This is a genomic window from Parabacteroides sp. AD58 (assembly GCF_023744375.2).
Taxonomy (GTDB): Bacteria; Bacteroidota; Bacteroidia; order Bacteroidales; family Tannerellaceae; genus Parabacteroides; species Parabacteroides absconsus.
Window position 1 is genome coordinate 841,308 of sequence record NZ_CP146284.1, and the last position, 14,523, is coordinate 855,830.

10 protein-coding genes are annotated in these 14,523 nt (G+C 42.8%); 3 read left to right on the plus strand and 7 right to left on the minus strand.

Annotation, left to right across the window (positions count from 1 at the left end):
* Positions 1 to 220 precede the first annotated feature (220 nt).
* Together NEE14_RS03555 and NEE14_RS03560 are read right to left on the minus strand one after the other, a co-directional pair.
* Positions 221 to 2,497 (minus strand): GH92 family glycosyl hydrolase, encoded by a 2,277-nt coding sequence (locus NEE14_RS03555; protein ID WP_251966463.1) that lies wholly within the window; start codon positions 2,495 to 2,497, stop codon positions 221 to 223.
* A gap of 140 nt (positions 2,498 to 2,637) precedes the next feature.
* Complete coding sequence (locus NEE14_RS03560) at positions 2,638 to 4,941, minus strand: GH92 family glycosyl hydrolase (protein ID WP_251966464.1); 2,304 nt, start codon at positions 4,939 to 4,941, stop codon at positions 2,638 to 2,640.
* Positions 4,942 to 5,467: 526 nt separating this feature from the next.
* Here NEE14_RS03560 and NEE14_RS03565 point away from each other — a divergent pair.
* Both NEE14_RS03565 and NEE14_RS03570 read left to right on the plus strand, forming a co-directional pair.
* Positions 5,468 to 6,469, plus strand: a complete 1,002-nt coding sequence (locus tag NEE14_RS03565) for a malate dehydrogenase (protein WP_251966465.1) — start codon at positions 5,468 to 5,470, stop codon at positions 6,467 to 6,469.
* Positions 6,470 to 6,559: 90 nt separating this feature from the next.
* Complete coding sequence (locus NEE14_RS03570; protein ID WP_251966466.1) at positions 6,560 to 7,204, plus strand: HAD family hydrolase; 645 nt, start codon at positions 6,560 to 6,562, stop codon at positions 7,202 to 7,204.
* A gap of 89 nt (positions 7,205 to 7,293) precedes the next feature.
* Here NEE14_RS03570 and NEE14_RS03575 read toward each other — a convergent pair whose 3' ends face one another.
* Positions 7,294 to 7,911 (minus strand): HAD family hydrolase, encoded by a 618-nt coding sequence (locus NEE14_RS03575; protein ID WP_251966467.1) that lies wholly within the window; start codon positions 7,909 to 7,911, stop codon positions 7,294 to 7,296.
* 258 nt (positions 7,912 to 8,169) lie between these two features.
* Here NEE14_RS03575 and NEE14_RS03580 point away from each other — a divergent pair, with 258 nt between their 5' ends.
* Positions 8,170 to 9,273 carry a glycoside hydrolase family 76 protein gene (locus NEE14_RS03580; RefSeq protein WP_251966468.1) on the plus strand — a complete coding sequence of 368 codons (1,104 nt, stop codon included), beginning with the start codon at positions 8,170 to 8,172 and terminating at the stop codon, positions 9,271 to 9,273.
* Between the two features lie 86 nt (positions 9,274 to 9,359).
* On the opposite strand, the gene NEE14_RS03585 is transcribed toward NEE14_RS03580, so the two are convergent.
* The 4 genes from NEE14_RS03585 to rimO form a co-directional block, all read right to left on the minus strand.
* On the minus strand, positions 9,360 to 11,594 hold the full coding sequence (locus NEE14_RS03585; RefSeq protein WP_338578781.1) for a hypothetical protein: 2,235 nt from the start codon (positions 11,592 to 11,594) through the stop codon (positions 9,360 to 9,362).
* A gap of 92 nt (positions 11,595 to 11,686) precedes the next feature.
* Entirely contained in the window at positions 11,687 to 12,856 is a 1,170-nt protein-coding gene (locus NEE14_RS03590) for an HU family DNA-binding protein (protein ID WP_251966470.1), read from the minus strand.
* The gene (locus tag NEE14_RS03595) at positions 12,849 to 13,139 is read right to left on the minus strand and encodes an HU family DNA-binding protein (protein ID WP_251966471.1); all 291 of its coding nucleotides are present in this window, start codon (positions 13,137 to 13,139) and stop codon (positions 12,849 to 12,851) included. Before NEE14_RS03595 ends, NEE14_RS03590 begins: the two co-directional genes overlap by 8 nt.
* Positions 13,140 to 13,208: 69 nt before the next feature.
* The gene (gene rimO / locus NEE14_RS03600; RefSeq protein ID WP_251966472.1) at positions 13,209 to 14,510 is read right to left on the minus strand and encodes a 30S ribosomal protein S12 methylthiotransferase RimO; all 1,302 of its coding nucleotides are present in this window, start codon (positions 14,508 to 14,510) and stop codon (positions 13,209 to 13,211) included.
* Between the last annotated feature and the right edge of the window lie 13 nt (positions 14,511 to 14,523).

Sequence of the window (14,523 nt, forward strand, 5' to 3'; positions counted from 1 at the left end):
GCTATACTAATTCGATTTTGAATGCAAAAGTAGAAAGATAAGTCGCTCGTTCCAAATACCTTTTTATATTTTTCACTGGTCCGGGAGAAAAACAAATCTTCCTGTCAGATTTTATTTACTACGTTCTAAAACAAATAGCTGTCTGGCCAAACCTGGTGATTCTTTCTGCTGGATATAAAAATGCCCTGAGACGAATCCCAGGGCAAATATACAATTTATCTTATGGCATCGGAGCAGCCGAAGGCGGAGGCGTTGCTGTGCCCCACGACTTATTAGCTTTCGGTCCCATTTCCACTTCCAGCACTCCACCATCCATGATATCGCTGTGGTTAAACCAAGCCTGATTCAGTTCTTTACCATTCAGGCGAGCAGACTGGATATATTTATTTTCCGGCGAAGCATTGTTTGCCTTGATCTCAAATGTCTTTCCATTGCTCAGGTGCATCTTCATACTTGTAAAGACCGGACTACCGATATTATACGACGGCATTCCCGGAGTAACCGGATAAAATCCCATCTGGCTGAAGGCAACAAAAGCCGACATTCCGCCACCGTCTTCATCACCCGGAACACCCATCAGGTCGTTTCGGAACCATTGTGTCAATAAGGTGCGGATACGTTTCTGTGTCATCCACGGCTTTCCTGCATAGTTATACAGATACGGAATATGCAAGCTCGGTTCATTAGCCATCGAATACATACCCACATTTCCCGTATGGTCGGGCAAAGTAGAATAGAATTGCCACTTCGACATGCCTAACGGTGTATTGAACATATCATCCAAAGCAGCGGTAAACTTATCATTTCCACCAATCAAAGAGACTAAGTCTCCAATATTATGCTGTACATCCCAACGATAGATATAGCCATTGTTTTCATCATAGTAATCGCGAGCACCCAAACCACCGTCATAACGATAATCCAATGGAGTAATGAATTTGCCGTCTTTATCTTTCGGATGGAAGAATCCAGTTTCAGGATTAAATACATTCCGATAGTTGTACGAACACTTCAGGTAGTAATTTGCTTCATCCTTCTTACCTAATTCCTGAGCAATCTGTCCCAGACACCACTGGTCATATGACGTACCTAATGTGACAGCAATCGGCTGACGCTTCTCCCAGACTGATACATTCGGAACTGTTTCCTTCTCACCCGGGCGTAAAGCCGGAATATATCCATGTTCCTTATAGAACTCGTCGAGCCAGCCGGCAGGTTTTCCCGACCACGGAATCAACGTCTTTTCTTCTATTCCTTTACGGCAGGCCTCATACGCCTTGGCCAAGTCAAATCCACGGACACCTTTCCGGTAAGCATCAATCACAGTTGCCACACCGTGATTCGAGTTCATGCGACGTGAATCTCCAGTTACTTCCGGGAAAGTCGGCATCCAACCTGTACCCATCTGATCTGCCATCAGCAGGAAAGAATTGATAATATCTCCTTCTTTCTGGGCATCAATCAACGCACGCAACGGATGCGTAGCGCGATAGGTATCCCAAATCCAGTCGTCTACATAAAAAGGACGTCCGCCATCTTCATGCACTTTTCCATCATAAGCACTGTAATAACGGCCATCTTCGCTGATACAAACCGGACGCTCAAAGCAACGATACAGTGAAGTATAAAAGACAGTCTTGTCATCTTCGGTACCACCTTCCACCTCAATCTTATCCAACGCCTGGTTCCAGGCATTCTGTCCGGCCTTGGCTACTACGTCTACATCATAGGCAGCAATCTCACGCTGCAAATTCTTCTTCGCCTGTTCTACATCAATAAATGAAACACCGTAACGAACACCCACTTTACCTACATTCGACGGAAAAGCCATCACAACTGCAGCATTCTCACCTTCTTTCTTCAAGACATCCGTCTTTACGGCTCCATCTGTTAAGGTTCCGACCTTTTCGGGTGTCTTGTCGATTTCCGCATACAGATAGACTTTCGTGTTTCCTTCAATATACTGGAAACCACTTACGGCATTTCCATTTACCTCGATCTCTCCTCTTCGCGTATTGAATACGAGATAAGAAGGAGCTTCATTCTCGAATGTCAGGCTGTACACCGCACTTTGGCGGGATGGAGCAAAATCGACATCGATGTTCTGTTCATCCAAATAAACCTGATAGCGGTATGGAGTCAGTTTTTCCTGGTCATAACTCAGAGGAATAACCGGTTGTAAACCGCTTTCGTCTCCTTGATACGGACTCAGATTAAAAGCAGAACTTCCGCGATGGCTGGTAACGATCAGAGGCAGACCACCCAGACGGTCGCCTGTAAAATCGGCTCTTTCGGGATAAACACGCATCATACAATTGGGAAGGTGCACCGTCGGATACGTCGGTACCAGCAGATGGCTGATATTTCCCATGTATGGATTTACATACTCGATGGGCGACTTCGTCGTTCCGGCTTTGTTGTTTGCCTGTGGCGTACATGAACCTAACAGGAACAAAGAAGCCAAAACAACGAGTGTTGATTTATATACTTTCTTCATACAATAATGATTTAATATTTTTAGGGGTAAAGATAAATAAAATAGGCACGATTTACATAGATTTCACTTATAATAATCCAATTAAAAGTGCAAATCAATATAAATCGTGCCTGCTCTAAAAGCTGAATATCAGATTCAGCTTATTTCTTCTCGGTTGAGAATGAATACGGGAAATCCGACGGTTGGATTCCACGCTGCTTATTCGGCTGATTATCCATCTCAATATCCAAAACAGCACCCTTCATCAAATCATTATGATCAAGATAGTTCTTTGTATAATCCTGACCATTCAGCTTCATTGATTTGATATAGAAGTTTTCTGCACTGTTGGCCGGTGCATTGATCACCAACGATTTTCCATTTTCGAAATGCAAAGTTGCCTTCTTGAACAACGGAGCACCCATCACATACTGGGTCGTTCCCGGACAAACCGGATAGAATCCTAAAGCAGAAAAGACATACCAGGCTGAAGTCTGACCATTGTCTTCATCACCGCAATAACCGTCCGGTCCCGGAGTGTACATCCGGTTCATTACCTGACGCAACCAATACTGTGCCTTCCAAGGCTCACCCGCATAGTCATACATGTAAATCATATGCTGGATAGGCTGGTTTCCGTGCGCATAGTTACCCATATTCATTACCGTCATTTCACGGATCTCATGAATGACACCACCATAGTAGCTGTCATCGAAGATAGGCGGAACGGCAAATACAGAATCCAGCATCTGGACAAAGACATCTTTTCCACCCATCAGGTCGATCAATCCCTGCGGATCATGGAAAACAGACCAAGAATAGTGCCAGCTGTTACCTTCAGTGAAAGCATCGCCCCATTTCAGTGGAGAGAACGGAGACATAAACTTGCCGTCTTTATTCTTACCACGCATCAGGTTAGTTTCCTTATCGAACAGGTTCTTGTAATTCATCGCCCGCTTAGCAAACAGATCTATTTCTTTCTTCGGACGTTTCAAATCTTTCGCCAGTTTGTAAATACACCAGTCGTCGTAAGCATATTCCAAAGTACGGGCCGCATTCTCATTAATATTGACATCATACGGAACGTATCCCAATTCATTATAATATTCATAACCCAGACGTCCGGTTGAAGAAGCCTTCGGATGTACATTCTCTGTACCATGAATCAATCCTTCATACAAAGTCTTCAGGTCTTCTACCTTTACGCCTTTCATATAGGCATCTACCAGGACAGAAGCCGAGTTGTTTCCTACCATACAGCCACGGTGACCCGGACTTGCCCATTCGGGGAAGAAACCACTTTCTTTATACGTATTGATCAGACCTTCCTGTATTTCCTTATTGACTGACGGGAACATCAGGTTCAGGAACGGGAACAGGCAACGGAATGTATCCCAGAAACCTGTATCGGTGTACATATATCCCGGCAAAACCTGACCGTTGTACGGACTGTAGTGTACTACTTTTCCATTTGCATCCAGTTCATAGAACTTACGTGGGAACAGCAGCGAACGGTACATGCAAGAATAGAACGTACGATACTGGTCGAGGTTTCCGCCTTCAACTTCAATCTTGCTCAAGACTTCATTCCAGGCCTCTTTTCCTTTCTGCACCAAGGTATCGAAACTGTCATTACCCAATTCCTTCATGTTGATGGCAGCCTGATCATAGCTGATAAATGAAGAAGCAACTTTGGCATGAACAATCTCACCTTTCTTTGTCTTGAAACCGATAACAGCTCCAGCATGATCAGCCTGCTGTTCTGCATTTCCTTCACTCAACTTGCCATCAGCAAAGGTAGCCTTGTAAGTAAACGGTTTATCAAACTGGATGATGAAATAGTTCTTGAAATTGTCAGGAACACCGCCACTGTTCTTGGTTGTATAACCAATGATCTTGTTTTCTTCCGGGATCACCTTTACATACGAACCTTTGTCCAACGCATCCACAACGATGTATGAATGATCATTCTCCGGGAAGGTAAAACGGAACATGGCAGCACGATCGGTCGGTGTCAACTCTGTTACCACATCATGCTCGGCTAAATATACCTTATAATAATAGGCTTTTGCCACTTCTCCCTTATGAGAGAACCAGCTGGCACGCTTGTCCTGATCGAACTCAGGACTGCCTACAACCGGCATGATGACAAACTGTCCGTAATCATTGATCCACGGACTCGGCTGATGCGTTTGCTTGAAACCACGAATCTTATTCGCCGTATAAACATATTGCCAACCATCACCCATCTTTCCTGTCTGCGGTGTCCAGAAATTCATACCCCACGGACGGGCGATAGCCGGATACGTATTTCCGGTTGACAACTCAAAAGTAGACTGAGTACCGACCAGCGGACTGACGTACTCAACAGGGTCGAATGTTTCTGCGGCATTCATGAACGACGGACAACTCATCCACGCCAATGAAGCGGCCAGTACCACCGACCAGAAGTTTTTCTTTTTCATGATACACTAACTTGTTTTATGTTATTATTTCTATTTGGCTATATTCAGAGAAATGGTCATTATTCGTCTAAAGAACTTTTCCTGAATACACACAACATGATTTGACAAAGGTAGGAAAAAACCGAAACATTACAAATATCGGAATTATGAAACACGAAAAAGCCGGCGTATTTTCATCAATTCCCGGCGTAAATTGACAAAAAGCCGGCGTATTTCGATGAAAAAGTAGGCATGAATTTTTTATTACCCAACAGCTTCCAAAAATAAAACCAACGAGAATCGATTTTGATGCTAATCAGTTTCGTTTTCGATTCCCGTTTATTTTATGAATAAAGAAATTTTTCCTTTTCCCATCCTTGGCAAATCTGTTTTGAAAAACTTTCTGAAACATTTGAAATTAATCCATAGATGATAGGTGGAAAGAATATATTTTGTATTTTTGCACTATAAAATAACAAGACAAACTCAGGACTGCGATGTCAAGAATTTGTCTTACAATAAGAACAACTAAAAATAATAATGCTCTATGAACGTGCTTACAAATGAAAAGCTGACTATTGTTGGTGCAGCTGGTATGATTGGCTCTAACATGGCTCAAACAGCTATTATGATGGGTCTTACTTCAAACATCTGTTTATACGATCCGTATGCTCCGGGTTTGGAAGGTGTTGCTGAAGAATTGTTCCATTGTGGTTTCGAAGGTGTAAACATCACTTTCACATCCGACATCAAAGAAGCATTAACAGGTGCTAAATATATCGTTAATTCAGGTGGTGCAGCTCGTAAAGCTGGTATGACACGTGAAGACTTACTGAAAGGTAATGCAGCTATCGCTGAAGAATTCGGTAAGAATGTAAAATTGTATTGCCCGGATGTTAAGCACATCGTTATTATCTTCAACCCGGCTGATATCACAGGTTTGATCACTTTGTTATATTCAGGTTTGAAACCAAGCCAGGTTACTACATTGGCTGCTCTTGATTCAACTCGTCTGCGCAGCGAATTGGCTAAACATTTCGGTGTATCTATGGACGCTGTTGAAAACTGCCGTACTTATGGTGGTCACGGCGAACAGATGGCCGTATTTGCTTCTACTGCAAAAGTAAATGGCAAACCGCTATTGGATATCATCGGTACAGATGCTCTGACTAAAGAACAGTGGGCTGAAATCCAGCAGAAAGTAACTAAAGGTGGTGCTAACATCATCAACTTGCGTGGTCGTTCTTCTTTCCAGAGCCCGGCTTATGTTTCTATCGAAATGATCGGTGCTGCTATGGGTGGAAAAGCTTTCCGTTGGCCGGCAGGTACATATGTATCTAACGATAAATATGATCACATCATGATGGCTTGGGAAACTTCTATCACTGCTGATGGTTGCCACTGTGCTGCTCTGAATGGAACAGCTGAAGAACAGGCTGCTTTGGACAAGAGCTATGCTCACTTGTGCGAACTGCGTGATGAAGTAATCGCTATGGGCGTTCTTCCTCCAGTATCAGAATGGAATAAATTGAATCCGAATATCAAATAATCAGTTTTTCTGATATTTTATTCATGATAAAAGGGTAACTCCATAGGTGAATCTATAGAGTTGCCCTTTCTTATTTAATTACAACTGTCTATGAAACAAATCAAAGCTGCGTTATTTGACTTCGATGGTGTTCTGGCAAATACCGAACCATTATATGATCAATATTGGGACGAAGCAGGGATACGTTATCATACCGGTATTCCTCATTTTGCCGCTGTCATTAAAGGGACAACCATGTCGAATATATTGAAGAAATATTTCTCTGACCGGACAGAGGAAGAACGGCAACAGATTCAAGCTGAATCGGAAGCTTTTGAAAGCCACATGCCATTTCCACCTGTACCGGGCTCAATCGAATTTGTCAGAATGCTAAAGGAAAATGGTGTACAAGTAGGCCTGGTGACGAGCTCAGAAAACAAGAAGATGAAAAGAGCTTTCAAGGAAATGAATTTAGAAGGCTTGTTTGACACATTCGTTTCTGAAAACCGGATCACAAAAGGGAAACCTGATCCGATGTGTTACTTACTGGCAGCCGAAGACCTGAAACGCAATCCGGAAGATTGCATTGTTTTCGAAGATTCATTTGCTGGAATCACAGCAGCAACACGTGCCGGCATGCGGGTTATCGGCTTAAGCACAACAAATCCGGAAGAAACATTAAAAGACAAAGTATATAAAGTTATTCCCAACCTGCAAAATTGCACGTTCGACGATTATCTTTCCTGGCAAAAGTAAACGAATACGATCACAGAAACGCAGAGGTACGGATTCCTTCGGTTAATGCCAAAGCAGGACCTGCATCTTGTCCTCTGCCCTTTTCTTCTCTATTTAAACAGGAAAGTCCAGTCCGAACCCGCAGGACAACAATACGTTTGAATGCCCACAGCTTCTGCAGCCTTGCAATTGATAGCCGAATCATCAATAAAAAACGTTGAATCAGCCGTAATCATCGAATCCTGTAAAACGAATTTGAATATTTCTACATCCGGTTTCTGCATGTGAAGTTCATAGGAAAGATAAATCCGGTCAAAAAAGTCATCCACCTTGTGTCCTTTATACTGAAATCTGTTTTGCACGGCCCATTGCCAATGAATACTGTTTGTATTGCTCAGCAGAAGTATATGATACTGCTTACGCAATTCGAGCAGCCAGTCCAATTTATAACTTGGAATATCACCTAAGATAGAAACCCAAGCCTCATCTATCTGAGAATCGGTCAACTGCTGATCCGACAGACGCCGCATGCTCGCACGAAAAGCGGCAGCCGAAATATTTCCTGATTCCAGCTGCATATACAGTTCCTTCTGACGGTAATCGTCTAAAACACTTTCATGAATACTTGCTATACCCAACTTTTCAAAGGCTTCCCGACAAGCCGTACGATCGAGATTAATCAATACACCTCCAAAATCGAAGATCAGATTCTTGATACCCTTCACCATAACCGCATTTAGTTTTTATACAGTCCGCCCCAGCCAAAACCAATACAATGGCGGTAAAACTCTTTTGGGTAAAAGTAATAAAGATATTCATATAATAATAGGATTTTACATTTTTTATTCAATCTGTTTTTACCCGGTTTTCTCAAGCAAATCGCACGGTTTTTCTAAGTAAATGCAGATAAAAAATGAATATTCATGTTTTATTGAAACACTATGCGTATCTTTGCAACTCGTTGAAACAATTATCCTGAATTAATTATGATGAAAAAGTATTTCGTAGCAACAGCTATGGTGTTGCTTCTTTCGGCTTGTGGAGGGAATAAACATACTCCTTTTGACACGAAAATGCACGCCAGTCTTGAACGCTCTCTGACTTGGCGAACAGACTCAACCGGGATCTGGGAAACGGCTGGCTGGTGGAACTCTGCCAACCTGCTGACTGCAGTCATCCGCTATGCAGAAGTAACTAAAAATAAAAGAGAGATTGTTCCGGTAATCGAAGATGTGTACAACAAGGCCAAACATTATCCGATTGCTGATTCAACAGGCCAGGTAGTTCGTTATTGTGATAACTTTATCAATGATTATTATGATGATGAAGGATGGTGGGCTTTGGCATGGATCAATGCTTTCCGTTTGACTAACGATAAAAAATACCTTGACATGGCGGAAACCATCTTTAAGGATATGACGACAGGCTGGAGTGATGACACATGCGGAGGCGGTTCATTCTGGAAAAAGAATCCGTTGCAATACAAAAACTCTATTGCCAATAATTTGTTTGCCTTAACGGCAATCCGGCTTTACAATGAAACGGGGAAACAAATGTATGCAGACTGGTTTAAGAAAGAAGTGAACTGGTATCTGCAAACGGGAATGTATAATACAGACATCCAGCAAATAGAAGACGGACTGAACAAAGAAGACTGCATGCCTAACCGGGGTGCTCATTATACCTACAATCAGGGCGTAGCCATTGCCGTGCTGACAGAAATGTATTTGCATTCTCATGATAAGAAATACCTGAGCATGGCAGAAAAGATTGCACAGGCAACCATTACGAAAGAACTTGTCAACGATGAAGGAATTCTCTGCGAAATGAATCCGCAGGTAGCCAAAAGTCGGGATGGCGTTCAGTTCAAAGGCATCTTTATCCGTCACCTTGGCTTTCTATATAAGGTGACCAACAATGCGATCTATAAAGATTTCATCATTAAAAATGCAGAATCGATCATTACCCGCGATTACGATCCTAACACCATGAGTTTTGGCTGTTATTGGTACGGCCCTTTCCAAGAAGTGAGCGCTGCTGCCAATTCAAGTGCTTTGGAATGTGTCATCGAAGCAAAAGCTATTTACTAATGACTCAACTTCATGAATGATTCTTCAAATACAGAAAAGGGATTTAGCGCGCTAAATCCCTTTTCTCATAGATAATATATCCATCCTTACCATTTACATCTTACCTGAATACCTTCAGGGCTATTCTCAAATGTAAGCAACAACGTATGGCTGGATTCATCCCATTCTGAAACAGCATCCTTCAAATCCTCACCCTTCGCATTCCGGATCCGTACTTTATCTGGTGCTGCCGGAAGTAAAACCCGCATGACATTCGTCGTCTCTGCCGGGCTCTTGGCTACAAACGAATAAGAACTTTTCTTTACTTTCTCATCATACACACGAGCAGCCCCACAAAGAACCTGAGGTTGTTCCGGATTCTTTACCTGATCAAGATTGATGACAAAGGCCTGTTCTCCCGGATTCACCGTCTTCTGACTCAAGACAGGCAACTTCGGATCAAACAAATCAATCAGTCTCCCTTTCAACTGATAAGGCGTCGTACTTACGCTCTCATCCATAACGGAAACCAGTTCATACATGCCTCGTTGCAGATAAAAGTTATTCTTAAATTCCAAACTGCCGGCCTTACCCTTGTCTTCGTACATACGCTTGACAATTTCAACAAACACCTTGTCGCCATCCTCTTGCATAACAAACTGCTTCGGCTCTTTTCGGATAATATAGACCGTGCCTTTGCCGCAGGCATATTCGCCTTCGCTAGCGTTCGGTTTAATACCCATCAATTGGAAAAGATGTTCTGACGGCGCCTGGAAATGATTTTCTCCTTGGTTCCACCATTCCTGTACCTGCTGGAAAGGATCTCGATCTGTACCACTATAAACTAATACGCCACCCTTTTTCACCCAATCAGCTATATACTGATGTGCTTTTTCATCAAGAGGCTTCATGTTTGAGTAACTCATCAACAGAACTTTCGTGTCTTTCCAGTTTTCCGGATACGAGACATTTTCAAGATGCATCAGATGTACGGGAACGCCTCTTTTCAAAAGAGGCAACACTTGTCCGTAGAAATCAGAGAGCTGCGGATCATCGTAACCATCCAGCGGTTCGGGTGTACGTTGAAACATCAGGGAATTTGCCATCATAACACTTATTCCTCTTGAACCCGTAACATCATGATTAGAAAGCGGTATCTGATTAAGCGCATTAATCATCACCTGCATCTGCGTAGAATAGAACCGCGGTATACGAATCTTCTCATTGCTGTCAGCACTTTTCTTATACAACCCTTCATAAATTCGTTCCGGCCACGGCATTACTTCGTAATTGTCATTATCAGGATAAAGCAACTTTGCCGTGAATGTTGCTTCATAATTTCGTTTGTAGTCGGCCCAATCACGCGGACGGTCTTCTATTGGATCTGTCAAGAAAAACACCTTTCGTCCTGTTGGTGCTGTCATTGATTCCATACATCCATATTCCAGAAAAGCATTTTCAAAGACACGCTCCTTCTTCACTCCGTTATAGTAATTCGGTTCACGGGAAGTTCCTGTCCAAACCTGGGCGATATAACCATCCACGCAAGGCAGGGAAGCCAAACTCGCTTCTGGACTTACAATCTGCCACTGCGCATAATTTACAAGCGAATGTGTAGGAACATAACAGCGGACATCCATTCCCTTAGACCGACCATATTCTTTGGCATACGTAAAACATTCATTTAAAGCTCTGTAATATAAATGATATTTCAGTTTATTAGACAAATATGTATTTTCGGCTGATTCATGTTGTGGACGCCAGTCGAAACCATAAAATTCTTTCCACTCGCGCTTGAACGCCTCGCTATATCCGGCCCGAGCCCAGAACTCCGGTTCTTCCAGATAAATCGCATCAATGCCGGCATCAATAACCCGCTTGATATGCTTTTCTTTCATGTACTTGATAAAGTTCTCGCTCGGAACAATGTAAGGAACCATATGGCCGTGCCATATCGTATCTCCATGACGGTCTACTTGTCCTTCATCCAGATGAGGTTTGCCATCCCATTTTCCTGTAAAGTAATCTTCATAACTGCCCCAGGCTATGCCCGTCATGAAATGCGTAATATATCCTTTATCACGCCACGACTGCACACGGTTTTCAAAAGAGAGCGTATCTTTTTCCTTATCGGAAGGATTGCCTCCCACACCATACACAATGGCAACATCAGCCCGATTATCCATTGTCGCTCTCCATGGCTGACTGGTCTGGAAAGCTGTTTTCTCTCGCTTAATCGTCTGGTCATCATTTTTATCAGCAGAAGTTTGGCATCCGCTGATAACTGTTGCCAACAAAACACAACAAGTTACTACTTTTTTCACGTCTGCTTTCATCATCATTCAAATTTTAGACAGCCGGTTATTCTCGGATAAAAAAGGCTGTCGAAGTCTATATAATTAAGGTTCAAACCGATTATCACTATGGCACCCAGCTATCTGCTATACTTACTCAATATCTGGGATTGTAAGGCAGCAGCTTTGTCAATTGAACTTCGATCGGTCGAATCAATTCCATACAATCCAGGATCAGGAATCCGCAATTCTGTTCCAATAGGAATGTTGTTCGGATCCTCGATAATATCTTTATTAAAGTCATAAATATAAACCCAGAAAAATTTATGCCCGAAATATTGTTTAGCAAACGAAGCTAAGCGGTCTCCAGCCTTGATCGTCACTAAAGCTAAGACATCAGACTTCGTTGTATCTTCGTCGTGGGCAACAGTTGGAACTGGGGCAACAATAGTATCGGTCGCAGAGATTGTTGAATCAACCATTTCAACCTGCCCTAAATCGGCAGAAACAGCAGAATCAGTTCGAACAACCGAATCGGCAACCTCTGCCTGAAGCTTTTGTGGAGTATAATTAAATGTAGGTCGACCGCTCAAACAGACAATATAAATTATTCCCAAAACGAGAATGACCAATAAACAAGCAAGCGGGAATAGCAGCTTGCTTGTTTTGAAATGTTTCTTTTCAACTTTTGAAACAGACACAATTGTAGGCTTCTCAGGAACTATCTGTTCCTCATCAGAATCAGATTTGTTTCCATTCCCGACGGCCTGCTCTGGTTCAGGGCTGACTAAATCTGCTTGATTTTCAATTACTGGTGCTGCGGAAACAGCCACAGGCTCTTCTTCTTTTCCGGACACATCCACTTCTTTTGTTTCTTCTGGAGTGTTAGCAGGAACTATGTCCGGCAGTATTTCTTCCGAAGATTCGTCCGAAGTTTCTTCTGTTGCATTCAATTCCGATGAAACATCCACATCCGAGAAATTAACATTCTCATTTAATTCAACCGTATCAAAGAGTGAAAAAGGCTTGTTCACCAGCTCTTTCAATTCTTTATCTGGAGTGAATGTGAATTTAAAATGCGAAGGGATGACAAACCGCTCTCCTGAATTGACCGACACACTGGCACGTTCCTCAACCCGGATAATCTTAAAGGTACCCAGTCCTTTCACTTTCACCAGTTTGTCGTTATACACACCATCACTGACAACAGCTATAAACTCCTGTAAAAAGCGAAAAGCTTCTTCTTCGCTTTTACCTGTCTGAGCAGACAAAATCGAAGCCAAATCCTGTATGGAAAGTCGATTATTCATTATTTTCCATTTCCTTTAAGCGTCCTTTCATTACAGAGGCCGGTTTAAAGACCGGCACCAGTTTCGGAGGAACCAAATAACGCTTGCCATTTGTTGGATTGACTGATATACGTTCCATTTTCTTCCGTACCTCAAACTGTCCGAAAGAAGACAGATTAACAGAATCGCCTTCCATCAGCTTTGTTCCGATAGCAGAACCAAGCGCAGAAAGCATTTCTGTTACTTCTTTCGAAGTCCAGCCCATGCGTTCAGCCAATTCTGCTATTACTTCTTTACTTTTCATGGAAGGTAAACTTTGTATATCAGTTGCTATATTAGTCATTTCTTTGATATTAAACAAACAAATCGACATTTATTTTAATAAAGCTTTACCATATAGCTCAAAGGCCTGGGCATCTTCAATCTGGACCTGATAAAATTCGCCCGGTGTTAAAACCTGGTCTTTGCGGATTAACACTTCCGGATCAACTTCCGGAGAATCATATTCCGTGCGCCCTACAAAGAAGTCCTCTTCTTCCCGGTCAAGCATGACTTTAAAAACCTTGTCTATTTTGGAGCGATTCACATCCAACGATATGCGTTCCTGAATGCGCATCAGCGTATCTAAGCGTTCCTGTTTCACTTCCTGTGGAATATCGTCTGTGTAATGTTTATAAGCATACGTTCCTTCTTCATGGCTGTACGCAAAGGCGCCCATCCGTTCGAAACGTGCTTTCCGGACAAACTCCAGCAACTCTTCAAAGTCGGCATCGGTTTCTCCCGGATGTCCAACCATCAAGGTTGTCCGCAGATGGATGCCGGGCACTTCACTGCGCATCCGTTCTATCAGCTCGTAGGTCTCAGCCTTTGTGATGTTCCGTCGCATCAGCTTCAGCATATTGTCGCTGATATGCTGCAAGGCAATATCCATATATTTGCATACATTCTCCCGTTCACGCATCACGCGCAACAGATCCAAAGGAAAATGAGTCGGATATCCATAGTGCAGACGAATCCATTCCACTCCGGGAACATCCGAGATGCGCTCAACTAATTCAGGCAGCGCCATCCGTTTGTATAAATCGACACCATAGAATGTCAAATCCTGTGCAATCAGCTGGAATTCTTTCACGCCACGACCAACCAGCAGCTTTACCTCATTTACCAGATCTTCCATCGGACGAGACTGGTAGGCTCCTGTAATAATAGGTATCGAACAATAAGAGCAAGTACGGTTACAGCCTTCCCCAATCTTCAGATAGGCATAATGCTTCGGCGTCGTCAAGATCCGGTCGTACGCCAGTTCCTGATGATAAGCCTTTCCCAGGTCAGAGATCAGTTCCTTCCAGTTAAACTTCCCATAGAAATGGTCTACTTCAGGCAATTCTTTTTCCAGGTCGTGCAGGAAACGTTCGGATAGACAACCCATGACAAACAATTTGCCGATTTTACCCTGTTTCTTGGCCTGTCCCAGCTCCAAAATCATTTCGATGGATTCTTCCTGAGCGTCACCGATAAATCCACAGGTATTTACAACTACGATCTCGCCGTTAATCTTATGCGGATCATGTTCTACTTTATAGCCATTTACAGCAAACTGGCGCATCAGTTGTTCCGAATCAACCAAATTCTTCGAACAGCCCAACGTAATGATATCAACTTTATTCTTTCTCATATCTGACTCTTTT

What these genes read in the sequence shown, in the direction of transcription:
- NEE14_RS03555 (WP_251966463.1), bottom strand. Translation starts at nt 2,497, where the DNA reads ATGAAGAAAGTATATAAATCAACACTCGTTGTTTTGGCTTCTTTGTTC.
- NEE14_RS03560 (WP_251966464.1), bottom strand. Translation starts at nt 4,941, where the DNA reads ATGAAAAAGAAAAACTTCTGGTCGGTGGTACTGGCCGCTTCATTGGCG.
- NEE14_RS03565 (WP_251966465.1), top strand. Translation starts at nt 5,468, where the DNA reads ATGAACGTGCTTACAAATGAAAAGCTGACTATTGTTGGTGCAGCTGGT.
- NEE14_RS03570 (WP_251966466.1), top strand. Translation starts at nt 6,560, where the DNA reads ATGAAACAAATCAAAGCTGCGTTATTTGACTTCGATGGTGTTCTGGCA.
- NEE14_RS03575 (WP_251966467.1), bottom strand. Translation starts at nt 7,911, where the DNA reads ATGGTGAAGGGTATCAAGAATCTGATCTTCGATTTTGGAGGTGTATTG.
- NEE14_RS03580 (WP_251966468.1), top strand. Translation starts at nt 8,170, where the DNA reads ATGATGAAAAAGTATTTCGTAGCAACAGCTATGGTGTTGCTTCTTTCG.
- NEE14_RS03585 (WP_338578781.1), bottom strand. Translation starts at nt 11,594, where the DNA reads ATGATGATGAAAGCAGACGTGAAAAAAGTAGTAACTTGTTGTGTTTTG.
- NEE14_RS03590 (WP_251966470.1), bottom strand. Translation starts at nt 12,856, where the DNA reads ATGAATAATCGACTTTCCATACAGGATTTGGCTTCGATTTTGTCTGCT.
- NEE14_RS03595 (WP_251966471.1), bottom strand. Translation starts at nt 13,139, where the DNA reads ATGAAAAGTAAAGAAGTAATAGCAGAATTGGCTGAACGCATGGGCTGG.
- rimO (WP_251966472.1), bottom strand. Translation starts at nt 14,510, where the DNA reads ATGAGAAAGAATAAAGTTGATATCATTACGTTGGGCTGTTCGAAGAAT.